General features: G+C 59.8%; 10 protein-coding genes and 1 pseudogene. 4 read left to right on the top strand and 7 right to left on the bottom strand.

What is annotated here, in order from left to right:
* Positions 1-9 precede the first annotated feature (9 nt).
* The 4 genes from C1896_12060 to C1896_12045 all read right to left on the bottom strand — a co-directional run bounded on the left by C1896_12060 (position 10) and on the right by C1896_12045 (position 8724).
* Complete coding sequence (locus C1896_12060) at positions 10-1182, bottom strand: MFS transporter (protein ID AZZ45559.1); 1173 nt, start codon at positions 1180-1182, stop codon at positions 10-12.
* Positions 1183-1427: 245 nt separating this feature from the next.
* Positions 1428-5375: a trifunctional transcriptional regulator/proline dehydrogenase/L-glutamate gamma-semialdehyde dehydrogenase gene (gene putA, locus C1896_12055; protein AZZ45558.1), complete on the bottom strand. Its 3948-nt coding sequence runs from the start codon at positions 5373-5375 to the stop codon at positions 1428-1430.
* A 322-nt stretch (positions 5376-5697) separates the two neighbouring features.
* Positions 5698-6786 carry an endonuclease gene (locus C1896_12050; protein AZZ45557.1) on the bottom strand — a complete coding sequence of 363 codons (1089 nt, stop codon included), beginning with the start codon at positions 6784-6786 and terminating at the stop codon, positions 5698-5700.
* Between the two features lie 237 nt (positions 6787-7023).
* Positions 7024-8724 (bottom strand): cellulase, encoded by a 1701-nt coding sequence (locus tag C1896_12045; protein AZZ45556.1) that lies wholly within the window; start codon positions 8722-8724, stop codon positions 7024-7026.
* Between the two features lie 628 nt (positions 8725-9352).
* Between C1896_12045 and C1896_12040 the strand changes: the two genes are divergently transcribed.
* Positions 9353-10486, top strand: coding sequence for an aminotransferase (locus C1896_12040; GenBank protein AZZ45555.1), 1134 nt, complete (start codon positions 9353-9355; stop codon positions 10484-10486).
* Between the two features lie 258 nt (positions 10487-10744).
* Entirely contained in the window at positions 10745-10963 is a 219-nt protein-coding gene (locus tag C1896_12035) for a hypothetical protein (protein AZZ47649.1), read from the top strand.
* Between the two features lie 86 nt (positions 10964-11049).
* On the opposite strand, the pseudogene C1896_12030 reads toward C1896_12035, so the two are convergent.
* Positions 11050-12713 (bottom strand): annotated as a pseudogene (locus tag C1896_12030) (GGDEF domain-containing protein).
* A gap of 248 nt (positions 12714-12961) precedes the next feature.
* Here C1896_12030 and C1896_12025 point away from each other — a divergent pair.
* Complete coding sequence (locus C1896_12025) at positions 12962-13552, top strand: alkaline phosphatase (protein ID AZZ45554.1); 591 nt, start codon at positions 12962-12964, stop codon at positions 13550-13552.
* Positions 13553-13604: 52 nt separating this feature from the next.
* Here the strand turns inward: C1896_12025 and uvdE are convergent, their stop codons facing one another.
* A complete protein-coding gene (gene uvdE, locus C1896_12020; protein ID AZZ45553.1) occupies positions 13605-14630 on the bottom strand; it encodes a UV DNA damage repair endonuclease UvsE in 1026 nt (341 codons plus the stop codon).
* Between the two features lie 156 nt (positions 14631-14786).
* The gene (locus C1896_12015) at positions 14787-16616 is read right to left on the bottom strand and encodes an FAD-dependent oxidoreductase (protein AZZ45552.1); all 1830 of its coding nucleotides are present in this window, start codon (positions 16614-16616) and stop codon (positions 14787-14789) included.
* Between C1896_12015 and C1896_12010 the strand changes: the two genes are divergently transcribed.
* The gene (locus tag C1896_12010; GenBank protein AZZ45551.1) at positions 16609-16869 is read left to right on the top strand and encodes a hypothetical protein; all 261 of its coding nucleotides are present in this window, start codon (positions 16609-16611) and stop codon (positions 16867-16869) included. The genes C1896_12015 and C1896_12010 overlap by 8 nt on opposite strands.
* Positions 16870-17003 lie beyond the last annotated feature (134 nt).

Raw genomic sequence — 17003 nt, 5'->3', positions numbered from 1 at the left:
CGCGACGGGTTAGCCCGCCTGTTGTTTGGTTGAGGTGAGGCACATGTCGCGCTGTCTGATGCCATGAAGCAGATAAAGCACGCCGATACCCGCCACGACGCCCGCTACTGCATAGAAGGCGGCTAGGTGTTCGAAGCCGATCACTTGGTGTTGAGGCCCTTCGCTCAGATAGCGCGCTGAAAACAAACTGCCGAGTCCGGCTGCGACATTCGAAACCGTTCCCTGAAACGCCATGAATGCTGCGCGTTGGTGAGCATGGGGAACGCCGGCGGCAATGGTCATGGTGCTGTTGGTACGCACGGCACTCAGCGCCATGAACAGCGTGAAGATGACGTAGAGGGAGATGCCCACCGGTGCGGCGAACCCAAGCAAGGTCACCAGCGAGAGGCAGCCGCTGCTGACAAGCACCACTGTTACCGCGCTGCCGCGATCGATCCAGGCGCCGCCAATCCGCATGGCCGCAAGGCTGGCGACGCCGCCGAGCAGATACAGCAGACCCAGATGCGGGCGCGGAAAATCCAGGTTGAATTCAAAGTAAGTGGCGAAATGGGGCACCAGTAGGAAGTGCCCAAACATCTGCAATGACGTGATGCCGAGTGCGACCAGGCAGAGGCGCGAACCCAACAGCGATCGGACCGAGGCTTTTGGCCGTTCCACGACCGCGGGCTTGGGCAGCAACAACTGGCACAGCAGCGCCAGCAGCAGCCCCGTCCCGCCCAACAGGAAAAAAGGTGCCGTCCAGTTCCAGCGAATCGAACATTCCAAGGCCAGCGGAATGATCAGAATCGCGGCGAGTGAAAAGCCCATCCCGACATAGGCAAGCTGACGGCCACGCTCCGCAGGCGGTATCAGGTCGAGCATGGTGGCCATCAGAATCGCGCCCATCGGACCCGCCACCAGGCCGGACAGCACGAAGATTGCGATCAGCTGGCTGGGGCCGGTCGCCCAGGCACAGCTCAGCAGCAGGGCAAATCGCAGGACGAGGAGGGTGATCAGCGCGCGCTTGCGGTCGAAACGATCCAGCCAGGGTGCACTGACGAACCCACTTAGCGCGGCAGCCAAGGTTGCGCCGCCGCTGATGTAGCCAACGTGGCTGGCCTCCATGCCGAGCTCGCGCACGAGGTCCGGCCCAAGCGGCATGACCATCATCAGGCTGCCAATGGACAGCATGTTGATCAGCATCGCTAGGTGAACAGAGATCCTCGTATGGACGGCAACTTTCATTGGATTGCGGCACGCTCGGTTTGTCAGGCGGCTGCATCCTAAGTCAAGCTGAAAGCTATATCAAACACAAATCGTTCGCATTACCATAATCAGGTAATCGCAGCTGATCTTCTGAGCTCGGCAGGACAAGTGCACGTTGAAATCAGACGATCCAACAGCGTGCGAAAACCGGCGGGGCCGTTACAGCCGATAAACTGTGTTGGTCAGCCGATGGTCATCAGACTCGCATTGCCGCCCGCCGCAGCGGTATTGATGCTCAACGCGCGCTCAATCAACAGCCGCTCCAGAGGAATGTCGGTATCGCCGCTGGCCATTCCCTGCACACCGACAATCGGACCGCTGCGTTGCGACAGCCGCTGGCTGACGTCGAGCAGCTGGTCGGGCCCGCCGTGGTACAGCACCAAATCGAAACGCGTCGCGTCGCTGGTCCAGTCCGAGGTCAAGGTGATCCTGGCTTGGACCGTCTGAGGGAGCGAGGCGTGAAGCGCTCGCGCCGGCGGGACATCCGGTAGCACGGCCTCGGTGCCAACGGCCAATACCGCCGCCAGCTGGATCATCAGGTCACCTTCATCGTCTGCCAGACACAGCACATGCTCGCGTGGCAGCAGGCTGTAGCTGTTGCGCTCACCGGTTGGGCCGTTGAGCAAGCGAGTGGTACCGCTCTGGGATTGGTTGGCGTAGCGCTCACAGAGGGCAGCAATTGCTTCCCGGCCGGTTTGCCGAGCCCAGTCCTGGAACTGCCGGGCGGCGTCGGCCTGGGCGGGGGCGCGACGCACCTCGGGTAGCGTCTGCGTACCGCCGAAGTTCAGTGCGCGCAACAGCGCGTCGTGTGGCCGCTCCGATAGCAGGCGATACAGATACAGCGGGCCGCCAGCCTTGGGTCCGGTACCGGAAAGGCCTTCACCACCGAACGGCTGCACCCCTACTACTGCGCCAACAATGTTGCGGTTGACGTAGAGGTTGCCGACCTTGGCACGTTCGATGACCTTGGCGATGGTTTCATCGATGCGGGTATGCACACCCAAGGTCAATCCGTAGCCCGCCGCGTTGATCTGGTCCAGAAGTTGGTCCATCTCCGTGCGGCGATAGCGCAATACGTGCAGCACCGGGCCGAAGACTTCCTGCTGCAGCTCGTCAAGACGTTCGAGTTCGATCAGCGTGGGCGTCACGAAGGTGCCATGCGCGCATTCCTTCTCGTCGACACGGGCCAACTGATGCACGCGTCGGCCTTTGTCGCGCATGGCCTGCAAGTGGCGCTCGATGGTGTCGCGCGCTTCACTATCAATGACCGGGCCTACATCCACTGACAGGCGCTGCGGATTACCCATGCGTGCTTCGGCCATCGCGCCCTTGAGCATGCCGATGACTCGTTCAGCGACATCTTCCTGTATGCAAAACACCCGCAAGGCGGAGCAGCGTTGACCGGCGCTGTCGAAGGCCGACGCCATCACATCCATGACGACTTGTTCGGCCAACGCTGAGGAGTCAACGATCATCGCGTTCTGACCGCCGGTTTCGGCGATCAACGGAATGCTACGTCCACGCTCGTCCAGGCGACCGGCGATGCTGCGTTGCAAGATCGAGGCGACAGCTGTGGAACCGGTGAACATCACGCCGCGGATACGTTCGTCAGCGACCAGCTGGGCACCGACGGTTTCGCCGCGCCCTGGCAGCAGCTGCAGCGCGCCCTTGGGAATGCCAGCTTCATGCAAGATCTGCACGCCCAGCATGGCAATCAAGGGTGTTTGCTCCGCCGGCTTGGCCAGTACGGTATTGCCGGCGCCCAGCGCGGCGCAGATCTGTCCAGTGAAGATCGCAAGAGGGAAATTCCACGGGCTGATGCAGACCACCGGGCCAAGTGGTACATGGGTGTCGTTGTGGAAGTTGTCGCGCACTTCGGCGCCGTAGAAACGCAGAAAATCGACGGCTTCGCGCACTTCCGCAATGGCGTTGGCGTATGACTTACCTGCTTCGCGGATAAGTACTCCCAGCAGCTGTTGCATGCGCTGTTCCATCAGATCCGCGGCCTTTGCTAATGCAGCTGCGCGCTCTGCGGGCGGGGTGCTTCTCCAAGCGCTGGCGCAGTCGAGGGCGCAGCGCAGGGCATTGTCGACATCCGCTTCGCTGGCTTCCTGAACGTGACCGACCGTATCCCGATGATCAGCTGGGTTGAGCAAGGGCGCGGCGGAATTCGTCGAAACGGCGTCACAGCCGAGTAGTGGAGCAGCAGTCAGGCGTTGGCGTGCCCCGGCAAGCAAGGCGGACGAAAGCGAGGCCAGCCGTTGCTCGTTGGACAGATCAAGCCCGCAGGCGTTGAGCCGACCGGGCCCATACAGGTGCTGGGGCAGCGGAATCCGGGGGTGCGGCAGGCCGAGTGTGCCTTCCGAGGCGAACATCTGTTCAACCGTCGTCACCGGGTCTGCGACAAGCTCTTCGAGCGAGATGCTCTTGTCTGCGATGCGGTTGACGAAGGAGGTATTGGCGCCGTTTTCCAGCAGCCGGCGGACCAGATAGGCCAACAGGGTTTCGTGGCTGCCAACGGGAGCATAGATGCGGCAGGGCCGGTTGAGACGTCCGTCCTCTTTGCCCACGACCTGCTCGTAAAGCGGCTCGCCCATGCCGTGCAGGCACTGGAATTCATATTGACCGGGGTAGTAGTTCTGCCCGGCCAGGTGATAAACCGCGGCCAGGGTATGCGCATTGTGTGTGGCGAATTGCGGATAGATGGCTTCGGGCGCGGCAAGCAGCTTGCGCGCGCAAGCAATGAACGACACGTCGGTATAGGCCTTGCGCGTATAGACCGGATAGCCCTCAAGGCCATTGAGCTGCGCCAGCTTGATCTCGCTGTCCCAGTAAGCGCCCTTGACCAGGCGGATCATCAACCGATGGTGGCTGCGCTTGGCCAGATCGATCAGGAAATCCACGGTATAGGGGCAGCGCTTCTGGTAAGCCTGGATGACGAAACCGATGCCGTTCCAGTCGGCCAATGACGGCTCGAAGCAAAGCCGTTCGAGTAGTTCCAGGGACAACTCAAGGCGATCCGCTTCCTCGGCATCGATGTTGATGCCAATGTCATAGCGCCGCGCCAGTTCAGTCAGTGACACCAGGACAGGGTAGAGCTCATCCATCACCCGGTCGTACTGCGCACGGCTGTAGCGCGGGTGTAGAGCCGACAGTTTGATCGAGATGCCTGGGCCCTCGTAAATGCCACGACCGCGCGAAGCCATGCCGATGGAATGGATCGCCTGTTCGTACGAGGCCAGATAGCGCCGCGCATCTGCGGCGGTGAGCGCAGCTTCGCCAAGCATGTCGTAGGAATATCTGAACCCTTTGGCTTCCATGGTTTGGGCATTGGTCAGCGCTTCGTTGATGGTTTCGCCTGTGACGAACTGCTCGCCCATCAACCGCATCGCCATGTCCACGCCCTTGCGGATGAGCGGCTCGCCACCTTTGCCGATCAGGCGGTTCAGTGATGATGAAAGGCTGGTTTCGTTATGCGTGGCGACCAGCCGGCCGGTGAGCATCAAACCCCAGGTGGCGGCGTTCACGAATACCGACTGGCTGTTGCCCAGGTGCGGTTGCCAGTTGCCGGTGCTGATCTTGTCGCGAATCAACGCATCCCGAGTGCCCCTGTCCGGCACTCTCAGCAAGGCCTCAGCCAGGCACATTAAGGCGACGCCTTCCTGGGATGACAATGAGAATTCCTGTAGCAACCCCTGCACCAGGCCTTGCCGCCCACCGGCGCTTTTCTGGTTGCGCAGCTTCTCGGCGATGCGTAGCGCAAGCCGGCGGGTCGCTTCGGCCTTTTCCGGCGACAGCCGCGCCTGCTCCAATAGCATCGGCAACGCCTCCGGCTCAGGGCGGCGATAGGCAGCGGTGATGGCTGCGCGGAGCACCGACTGCGGCAGAATGCTCTGTGCAAATTCGATGAACGGCTGGCTGCCAGGAACAAGATTGGCCGTTTGATCCTCCCCGACGTGCGACACCGCCTCGGCCTCGGGCGGACTCGTGTCGCGTTCGACCTCCTCGAGGTAGCGGAGCAGTGCCTGCTCGATCACCCACTGTGGCGGGCGCTCGATCCGTCTGGCTGCGTCCTCGAGTCGATCGCGAGTTGCCTCGTCGAGCGTGATGCCGAGTGTGCTGGTGACCATGTGGCTGTCCTCCGTGGTGCGGTAGGCGGGATACCTCGGCGGCTGCGCAGCAAGCTGCGATCTGTCATCTCCACCAGTAGACAAGCCCGTGCGGCTTATCCATCTGTCTCTCCTCAGCGTAGACCCTCGCTGTGCATTGATCCGGCGCATCCGGCAGATGACGCCTCGCCGATGATTGCTGGCTCTGGACTCTCACGAAACAATGCGTCTAGCGACGCAGTTCAATTGGGTCTACGAGATCTGAAAGCGCTGGACCGCGCCTCCACAGATGCAGGATCGCTCTCCGGGGCGCTGCTCGAAGCCAGCACACGCGTCGCTGGGTTCAGTGTTTTTCCGGCTCCGGCACGTCGGACTCGCTGACCCCTTCTTTGCGGATCTTTTCCTCCGCCTCATCTTCATCTTCTGCGTCGCCCTGCAGGCTCTGTTGTTCGGGCGCTGGGTCATATTGCAATTCGACCAATACAGGAAAATGGTCGGAACCGAACTCGGGCAGGCGTTGGATGCGTACCAGCTGGAAGTGATGGCTATGAAACAAGTGATCCAGCGGCCAGCGGAGAAACCAGTGCTGAGCGTGGAAACTGTTGACCATACCGCGACCGACGCGTGGGTCCAGCAATCCGCTGATCTTGCGAAACAGTCGTGTGTTGGGTGACCAGGCTACATCGTTGAGGTCGCCGGTGACGATGACCGGAATGTCTTCCAGATCGTCCCGAACGCTCTCGGCTACTACCAGCAGTTCGACGTCGCGCTCGGTTGATTCGTCGTTTTCCGTGGGGCTAGGCGGGGCGGGGTGCAGGAAGTGCATGCGGATCGCCAACTGATCATTCAGACGGACCTTGGCGTGCATCGACGGCACATCGTCTTCGACGAGGAAACGGGTTTCCGCATTTTCCAACGGCAAACGGGACCAGACATGCATGCCGTAAAGGTTGTCCAGCGGGCACCGGCAGGAGTAGGGGTATTCATCGCTCAGTTCCTCGAGTTGATCCTCCCACCATTGGTCAGTTTCGAGCGTCACCAAGATATCGGGGCGGTGCTCGCGGACCAGCGCTTTGAGCTTGTCGGTCTGGCGGTTCGGCGTCAGGACGTTCGCCGCCATAACGCGTATGCGGGGTTTTTCGCGGGCAGGGACAGCGGTCTTTACCTCGGGACGCCACAGACGGGTGTAGGGAATGATCCACCAGGCCTGGTAGGCAAGGCACAGGATCGACAGAGCACTGATCAGAACTTGAAGCGGTTTGGCGTAAGACAGCAATAGCGCCTGGGCCAATAGCAATGCAAAGGCGAGTACGCACAGTTGCAAGCGGGGGAAATCGAGCCCGCGTACCCACCAGACGGGGTTCTTCCAGAGTGGTAGAAAAGTCAGCACGACCAGCAGACCAGTCGCTGCCAACAGGATTTCTTCCGTCATGACCGATCCTCGGTGCTATTCGGCGCGACGTCATATCGGCCGTTCGGGTAGCTGTAAGCAGGCATAACGAATTCGTCCCGTCTACGCGTTGATTGGTTCCGCTTGTTTTGTGATGAAGAGGTGGGGAGAGGGTGTAGGCCTCCTGCGGGCCCGCTGAGTAAGGAGAGCCAACAAAAAAGGCCTGACACGCAAAACGTGTCAGGCCTTCGCTAGAGTTAGAGTAGCGGCCGCTTGAGGTTACAGCGGTTCGCCAATGGCTGCGCAGCTGTTCGGAGTCGCGGCATGCTTTCTCAGCACCGCTAGCTGCGGCTGCTCCGCGCCGCCCGCTACGTCGAGTGCAAGGATGTAGTTGCCCCACCATGGACCACCGGCCCAGTAGGTCAGCGGAACGCAGTTCTCGCGCAGATAGCCGAGCAGGTTATCCATCGCGACGATCGCGTCGGGCGCATACTTCGGCACGCCCATCTCGCCGATGAAGCCGCGCAGGTTGTTGGTCCTCAGCCAGTCCACGAAGGGTTTGGCGCGATTGATGCCGAGCTCCGGTGCGAAGGTTTCGGTCTTGTCCACATACATCCCCGACGTATCCCGGTCGAGGTACATGTGGGCTTCGAAGATCAGGTTATTGTTCGGGTCGCGCATCCAGGGATCGGCGATGAGCTGGGTGTTTGATTGCGGCCAGTGCCAGGCGCTGGAGAACCGATCTCCGGCAACGTAGATCCAGTTAGTGCGGTCGACCTTGCGGATTTCCTTGGCGGCCGCCAGCGCAGCTTGCGGCCAGAGCCCTTTGGTGTTCGGCTCGTTCATCAGACCGTAGCCGCTGAGTGCCGGATGTTTGCCGACTTTCAGCGCGATACGCTTCCAGGTATTGGCGAACGACTGGATCGATACCGTTTCGGAACCTATCGGCTGGCGGTAGTAACGATAGTAGTTATGCATGTCCAACACGACCTTCACGCCATGCTTGTGGGCAAAGTCGAGCGATTGGGTGAGCAGTGCCAGTTGCGCAGTGTCGAGCTCGGTGTCCAGCTTCGGCTGTATGCGCTCCCAGAGAAAAGGCAGACGCACCAGCTTCAAACCCTGCTCGGCGTATTTCTTGTAGTAGGACTCGGCTGGATAGATGTAATTGGTCCCGTGTTTTCCCGGCAAGACCGAAGGACCGAAGGCGGCGCCAGACAGCGCAACACCGACAAGGCGTACCGGCTCGATTGCCGGCAGCGTGACCTCCGCAATCGGCGCCGAAGGCGCGGCGGGCAGGATGACCGGAGCCGCTACCAGGCTGAGTTTGTTCGGATAACCAATGCGATTGCCATCGAGCACTGGGCCATCCATAAACACCGTAAGGGCGCCGCTGGCGGGCTTTACCGAGGTGATGGTGCGCACCTGACCGTCGGCCGTACGTACCGATGCGCCAACTACGAAGGCCGCCTTGTTCTGTGCGGTCGCGGCGACCGAAACGCCTGCCGACGCACGCCAGGAGCCGTTCAGCCAGTAGCTGTTGGTGAATTTGTTGATCAGCGCCGCATGGCTCGGCGAGGCAACCGGCGCGGGGCTCGGCGAGGCTGGCACGGGTAGCGTGCTCGCCACGGTGCTCACGCGGAGCCTGTTGGGATAACCGACCAGATTGCCGTCGAGCACCGGACCATTCATGAATACGGTCAGGGCGCCGCTGGCCGGTTTGAGCGCGGTGACCGTGCGAATCTGCCCATCTGCCGTACGCACCGAGGTGCCGACTCGAAACGCTGTCATGTTCTGTTGAGTCGCGGCGACCGAAACGCCTGCCGAGGCGCGCCAGGAGCCGTTCTGCCAGTAGCTGTTGGTGAACTTATTGACCAATGCCGAGTAAGACAGGCTCGACGCGCTCGTATCCACGGCATTAGCAGCGTAAGCGTCGCCTACAGGGAACAAGCCCAACAGCGTGGCCAGGGCCATTGCAGGCATGAGGCCTTTGCTGGGCCTCGGGGGAAAATGGTTAAACATCGGCTCACCGTGATCATGAACACCGAACTAGGTTTCGGTGTAGCGACAAGGGGAGGTTGATCAATAAGCGGCGCTGCAACGGCAGGCGGTATCCCACAAACAGAACGAACCAATCAGTAAAACGACCGGGGCTGTGAAAGCTCCCGTTTCGTTTGCGTACTTATAATTTATTTTGCGAATCGCTAAAACTTTTAGCGACCTTGTATTGGCGCCAATAAATAGACTATCTCAGCGGTTAATAGCAGTTTGATATTAAGTCGCCACGCTATTGTCCATGCGCGCCGGTCTGGAGACCTTTAGTTATAAGGGCTGCGCGGATGATGGCGTCATTTTTTTGAATTAACCGTTAACGTTGTCTCCCTTCTAGCTAAGGAAGTAATCCGATAAACGGTAATTTATTTGTTGAACTATTCTGAAATTTCGGTTGCTGGTTGCGCGGGGTTTCAGGGCAACGGCAACTGCATGTAAGCGGCACTGGGTTCGAGGCGTTTCGCTGTAGGCGGCCGAGCTGGGAGGACGCTTTGGTTGTTGTAAAGCGCTCAAGCTTCGGGCAGGGTCAAAGTCAGGCCTCTATCTGCGGAGTCATTCCATGTCGGAGCTATACCCTCGCGTTGATCCCGATGGGCTGATCGAATACTCGGTCGTCTACACGGACCGATCGCTGAACCACATGTCCCGGTCGTTCCAGAGCGTGATGAACGACATCTCCAGCACGCTGAAATCTGTCTACAACGCCCACTCAGTCGCAGTGGTGCCGGGCAGCGGCACCTTTGGAATGGAAGCGGTGGCACGTCAGCTGGCCCACGACCGCAACTGCCTGGTGATTCGCAACGGCTGGTTCAGCTATCGATGGACGCAGATATTCGACATGGGCCGGATTCCGGCGCAGTCCACCGTGCTCAAGGCGCGACCACTGGATCAGACTGCGCAAGCTGCGTTCACACCGCCGCCTATAGATGAAGTGGTCGCCAGCATTTCCACCAACAAGCCGGACCTGGTATTTGCTCCCCATGTGGAAACCTCGTCCGGGATCATCCTGCCGGATGACTACCTGCGCGCAATCGGCGACGCCGTGCATGCGGTGGGTGGGCTGTTCGTACTTGATTGCATTGCCTCCGGTGCGCTCTGGGTTGATATGCAGGCGAGCGGCGTGGACGTGCTGATCAGCGCGCCTCAAAAAGGCTGGAGCGCTTCACCCTGTTGCGCACTGGTGATGCTCAGCGAGGCTGCCCAGGCACGCGTCGAGGCGACTCAGAGCAGCAGCTTCGCCTGCGACCTGAAGAAATGGCTGCAGATCATGCAGGCCTACGAGCAGGGCGGTCACGCCTATCACGCCACCATGCCGAGCGACGCCTTGGCGCGCTTTCGCGATGTCATGCTGGAAACTCGAGACTACGGATTTGAAACCGTTCGTGCGCAGCAGCTGGAGCTTGGGCAGCGTGTCCGATCATTGCTGGCGCAGAAGGGCTTCAAGAGCGTGGCTGCCCCTGGGTTCGAAGCGCCTGGCGTGGTGGTCTGTTACACCGACGATGCTGGCATCAAGAACGGCAGCAAATTTGCCGCACAAGGTCTGCAGATTGCCGCCGGTGTCCCGCTGCAGTGTGATGAGCCTGCGGACTTCCAGACCTTCCGCATGGGGCTGTTTGGCCTCGAGAAGCTGAAAAACGTCGATCGGACTATCGATATCTTGCAGGGCGCCCTCGAGCAGATCGTCGCCGGCTAGGCTCCGGCGAGTGCAACGGTCAGGCGAAATCTAGACCGCTCGTCGAACAATCGGGGGCGTTGCGACTGATTCGCAAGTCGGCCGTTTCGGCGCGTCACGCGCGAAATGGCTTGCGATTACGGTCATTGGGAGGGGTAAGAGGTGCTAGAACCGGCGAGCTAGACACATTCCTGAAACAAAAATGTGTTTGCACGAACCGTTATGCTGGCTACGCTGAAATTGTACAAAGCTTATTACAACAAGAAAGAGGGGCTAACTATGACCAACAACCAGAATGCTCAGGTCGTTGCACTCGAGTTGTGGCGCTTTTGCGCTCACTGCGTTGCTGCCATCGTTGTTGTAGGAGCGGTACTGATTGGGTTCCTTGGATCATGGGAGCTGGGCCTCAAGGTCGGTGTCTTGCCGTTACTTGCACTCGTTGCAGCGGACATCTTGGCCAGACGGCGGGAGCATGACATTCAACTAAGGAATTCCTGACCACCTGCCATCCTGCGCGAGCTGGTGGAGTTCGTGCAGGATATTCACTCATTCAAGATGAACATCCCGGGTACGTTTGCCACCCGTTATCGGTGCGTTAACTCGTAAAGGGTCGCCCAATCAGACACCTGGTCTGCCGGCATGGGTGGCGCTATACCGTATCCCTGGGCCAGATAGCAGCCCATCCCCAGTAGCATTTTCTCTTGCAGGTCCGTTTCTACGCCTTCCGCAATCACTTCTCGTTCGAACGTCCGCGACAGGTTGATGATTGCCTCGGATAAAGCGAGGTCCTCCTTGTCGTGAAGAATGTCACGCACGAACGACTTGTCGATCTTGATCGTTTGTGCCGGTAATCGCTTGAGATAGTTGAGTGATGAAAAGCCCGTGCCGAAGTCATCCAGCGAAAAGGTGACCCCCATCTGCTGGCAGTCGATCAGGCATTGGCTGACGTGCTCGAGATTGTCGATGGCCGTGGACTCTACAATCTCGAGATCAAGTAACCGCGGTTCGACATCCGAATGTTTGGCCAGCAGGCGCTGCAAGCGATCGACGAAATTGGGCAGCTGGAAATGCCGCGCCGCGATGTTCACGCTCGTCGGCCAATGATGTCCGTCGGCGGCCCAGATGCGTAGCTGGCGTAACGTCTGATCCATCACCCAGTCTCCGATATCTATGATGACATCGGTCCGCTCCACAGCCGGTAGGAACGCGTCAGGCGGCAATAGACCCAGCTCCGGGTGCTGCCACCGCAGCAGTGCTTCGAAACCGATTACCGTGCCGTTGCGCAGGTTCACCTTGGGCTGGTAGTGCAGGCGCAGCTCATCATTCTCCAGCGCATGTTTCACGCACTCGATGTTCTTGAAGGCTGCCTGCGTCTTCTGACTGATCGACACGTCAAAGAAGCGAAAGCGTGCTTGGCTTCGTACATCGCTTGATCAGCATGGCGTAACAAAGTATCGGGGCCTTCGTTATCCTGTGGGTAGATGGTTACGCCGAGAGAGCCGGCAACCTTCATAACGTATCCGTCGATGTGGAAGGGCACGGCGATGACGTCCAGGACGCGCTGCAACGCGGCAGGAAGCAGCGTTTCATCGACTTGATCCAGCAGCAACACGAATTCGTCTCCGCCTAGACGCGCAAGAAGATCTTCCGTGCGCAATTCCCGCGTCAGCCGGTTTGCCACTTCGACGAGTAGCAAATCGCCCGTGGCGTGCCCGTAGCGGTCGTTCACTGCCTTGAAACCGTCGAGATCGAGAATGCATACCGCAAGCGACCGGCCATGACGCTGCGCTGCCGAGATGGCTTGATGCAGCCGGTCGTGCAGATACACCCGGTTCGGGAGTGTAGTGAGCACGTCGTGGGACGCACGCCACTGCATGGCCTCGAGTAACTCCTGCTTTTCCGTCACATCGAACCGGATCGAAATGTACTTCTCGACGTGTTGCGCCAGGTCGTCCTTGATCGGGACGATGGTGCTGTTGACCCAGTAGAGCGAGCCGTCCTTGCGGCGGTTGCATATCTCGCCCTTCCAGATATGGCCACTTGAAATGGTGCGCCATAACGTCCGAAAAAATTCGGGAGGGTGCTGACCAGAATTGAGCAGGCGGTGGTTCGTGCCGATCAGTTCGCCCTTGGTGTAGCCAGATATTGCACAGAATTGATCGTTGATATGAGTAATGGTCCCGCGGAGATCCGTCTCTGAATAAATCGCCGCAGCGTCTACAGCGGTCCGATATTTATCTTCATTCATTGGCTAACCACGCTAACGACCACTGGCTTAGGGGTACCTGAATGATTACGGCCCCTTTGGATTAATACTGACTCGGCGCGGTAGGGAAAGTGCAGCGGGGGAGTAGGGTATTGGCTCTCTGCAGCGTAGCCGGCGTTACGGTCCTGAGAAGTCACACTGTTTCAGGAACGGGTTGTCTGCTTGGAACTCCGATGAATAAGCGCAGCAGCAGACCCAACGTCCTGCCTATTCAACCCGGTAGTACCTCTATGTCCCCAACCCGCCTGACCTCCGCACGTGCCTGGCTCGATCGCCTTGATAAGTCGCGTCACGCCATGCCGCTGCTGTTTGTAGCGTCCATGATGGAGACGCTGCTCATCCCGATTCCCATCGAGGTGATTCTCATCCCCTGGATGCTCTGTCACGCCGACCGTAAATGGCGGATCGCAACGGTCGCGCTGGCTGGAAATCTCACGGCCGCCACGCTGGGTTACTACCTGGGTGTATTCGCGATGGATCAGTGGGGCGATACGCTGGTTGGACTGTTTGGTGGACAGGAAGCCTACGACGCGTTTGATCAGCAGTTCCGGGAGGATGGGTTCACCGCGATCCTGGCGATTGGCATCATCCCGATCCCCTTCCAGATCGCCGTGCTCGTGGCGGGCGCCAGCGCCTACCCGATCTTTCTGTTTCTGGCGGCCGCCTGTCTCGCCCGGGGTGCCCGTTACTACGGCCTTGCATTGTTGATCGCGGTGGCGGGCAAAGCAGCATTGGATATCTGGAATCGCCATGCCAAGCCGATAGGCATCGCCGGGCTCGTATTATTTGCGGTGTGGCTGTGGTTCAAGTTGGCGCCCTGAACCACTGCGCGAATCGAGATCACAGCCGCTGCATGACGCGGCAGGGAGACCGCTAGGCGGCGCGCCTCTCTAGGTACTCACGGTAATAGTCCAACGTGGCGAGATTCTTGTCCTTGGCTTCGAACATCATGTCGAAACGGTCGAGGAATTCACGGGCGTAGAGATTGGTCCAGCGATTCCACATGCGCTTGCTGTGGCTGTAGAGGTCGCGCTTGCTCAGCGTTTCGAGGAGGGCTGGCATCTCCATTTTCTCATCGGCGGAAAAGCCCATTTCCATCAGTCGCTCCGGCGGCTGCGAATAGTGCATGGTTGGCCTTACGCCGTGCCAGCTGTCGATAATGCGCGCCACGCGTGGGTCGTGTGGGTCGATATACCGGTCTTCGTTGATCCAGCAGTGGTGGATATCCAGCACCACGGGCGCCAGGTCGGCGAGCTGCAGGCAATCATCGACGCCGTAGGTCTTCTCCTCGTTCTCGAAGGTGATGCAGTGGCGCGCTTCCTGCGATAACCGTGGCCATATCGAACGAATGCCTTCGACGCCCAGGCGACCTGCGATGTGCACGTTGCACTTGAAGTCCTGGAACTGCCGGCCGAAGCCCATCATCCGGATCATGTCGGCGTGATACTCAAATTCCGCCAGGCTGTTTTCCACCACCTGAGGCTTGTCCGAAGCCAGCACACAATACTGGCCGGGGTGCAGCGACAGGCGAATGCCCAAGGCTCTGGCTCGCTCGCCGATCTGTGCGAAGCCCGTTTCGATCGCGTTACGCACGTCCGCCTGGCGATAGAAATCCGCCACCTCCGGATGGCTGTAGAAGGGCAACAGATCGCTGCTCAGACGCAGCATGCGCAGCGGCTCCGGCAGTGTGCTGACGTAATCGATCAGCCGAACCTGCGCCGCCAGGTTGTGCTCGATGATGTCGTTCAGCTTTTCCCGCGCTACCTCCTGCGACACGCTGTTGAGCCAGCGCAGCGTGGTCGCGCGCGGATTGAAAGTGCGCTCGATTGCTTCCAGCTCCTTTAGCGATTCGCTGTGGCTGGGATGGCGGTACATGCAGGCGAAACCGATTCTGTACATAACGACCTATGTTTGGCAGCGCTTGGAACTGCGCGCCGTAGATGACTGTTCTGTTTAGTACCTCGACGATGCGCCGCGTGCGATGCATCTGATGAACTGTCGATTACGGAAACGAGAACGGGGCCCGAAGGCCCCGTATGCGTGCCGCTATTCAAATCAACCGCAATGGTAGCTCGGCGCCAGTTTGTAGACCGAAGTGTCCAGCCCCTCGAATCGGGCCTTCAACTGCAGGGCCAGGTAAAGCGAATAATGCCGCGACTGGTGCAGGTTGCCGCCATGGAACCAAAGGTTCTGCTGCTGTGTGGGCTTCCACATGTTGCGCAGTTCGCCTTCGTATGGGCCCGGATCCTTGGTGGTGCCGGACCCCAGTCCCCAGCAACGGCCGACCTTGTCAGCGACATCCTGAGAGATCAGTTTGGCCGCCCAGCCGTTCATCGAACCGTAGCCCGTGGCATAGACGATAAGATCTGCCGGCAAACGGCTGCCATCGCTGAGCAGCACGGCGTCCGCCTCGATCCGCTCGACGTTCAGCCCTGGTCCGCTCTTCAACTTGATGGTGCCATTGGCGATCAGCTCAGAGGCGCCGACGTCGATGTAGTACCCCGAGCCGCGACGCACGTACTTGAGAAACAAGCCGGACTCATCGTCACCGAAGTCGAGCATGAAGCCGGCAGCCGCGAGGCGATCGTAGAATGCCCTGTCGCGCTCTTTTACCTGCTCGAAGGCCTGGCGATGGAATTCGGGTAGAACCTTGTAAGGGATGGAGGCGAAGAGCATGTCGGCTTTGTCGGTGGTCAGCCCGCTTTCGAGCGCATCCTCGGAGTAGAGCGGGCCGAAGACGATATCCATCAGCGAGTCGGAACGCACGATGTGAGTGCTGGAGCGCTGGACCATGGTTACCTCAGCGCCGTTTTCCACCAGATCGGCGCAGATGTCATGTGCCGAGTTGTTCGCGCCAATGACCACGGCGCGCTTGCCGCGCCAGGCATCGCCACCCGGATGCTGGCTGGAGTGGTGCTGCTGACCTGCGAAACTTTGCGCACCGGCATACACCGGGACGTTGGGCACACCTGACATGCCGGTGGCCAGGATCAGCTGCGTGGGCTTGAGCGTTAGCGGCTTGCCGTCGCGCAGCACCTGAACGGTCCAGTGGCCTTCGTTTTCATCGAAACTGGCGCTGACGCACTCGGTCTTGGCCCAGTAGTTGAGTTCCATGACCTTGGCATACATTTCCAGCCAGTCGCCGATCTGATCCTTCGGTGTAAACACCGGCCAATGTTCCGGAAACGGCAGATAAGGCATGTGGTCGTACCAGACCGGATCATGCAGGCACAGCGACTTGTAGCGACCGCGCCATTGGTCGCCGGGCCGCTCGGCTTTGTCGATGATCAGCGAGGGTACACCCAGTCGCTTGAGTCGTGCGCCCAGCCCCAGCCCACCCTGGCCGCCACCGATCACCAGGCAATAGGGCTGTTCGGTGATGCCGAGTGCGGCTTCTTCATCGCGGCGCTTTTCCAGCCAGTTGCGCCGGTCGACACGCCCATGGCCGTGCTCGGCACCCATCGGCCTGCGGCGCCCGGTCGGCTCCTCGAAACTCTTGAGTTCACGCATGGTGGTGAGCAGTGTCCAGCACAGGCCGTCCTTCAGTCGCACGTAACCTTTGCCGCGCGCGACTTCGGTTTCCAGGCTGATCCAGCCTTCCAGCACACCGTCAGTAAATGTCGCTTCACCTTCGACTTTCCAGCTCTCCGGTTTGGTCTCCTCAAGACGGGCTTCAAGCATGTCGCGGATATCGGCCTTGCCCTCGAGCGTGACCAGATTCCAGCTGAACAGGACCAGATCCCGCCAATGGCAGTCCTCGGCAAAGAGATCGAGTGCGCCGTCGATGTCACGTTGCGCGAGGCGCTGGCCGAGGCGTTCGACCCAAGCGGCGAGCTGGGCAGTGGGTGTCTCGGCAGGGGTCATGGAGTCGATACTGATGTTCATGGGTATGTCCTTGCGAAGGTTCTTGTTATCTATGCAGCGTGCAGTCGTTCAGCGCTCCCACGAAGCCGGTTGGCATGCGTTGAAGCTGGAGTCTGCGAGCGCAACCGCGTGGTGTCCGCTTGGGTCAGTCGATGGCCCGTTCAGGGCCGGGAAGCGAAAGGGGCATGGGATTCTCCTGATCATTGTTGTTGTGGCCGGATACCACATCGATCAGAGCAAAGGCCGGGCCAGGGATCGGGAACGCGCGTTATAGACGGCTTTGTTGCACGGACCACGTCGCTGACGGAGCGTGGCTGTATCAGATCTGACACAGTCCGCTGTGGCAGTCTGTCTCCTGTTTGGGACGGCATGCGCTGCGCGACTGATTGGCCTATGCTGGCGCAAACC

The sequence above is a fragment of the Pseudomonadaceae bacterium SI-3 genome (assembly GCA_004010935.1).
GTDB lineage: Bacteria > Pseudomonadota > Gammaproteobacteria > Pseudomonadales > Pseudomonadaceae > Stutzerimonas.
Note: the sequence above shows the minus strand (reverse complement) of the source record. Positions and strands in the feature narration are given on the sequence as shown.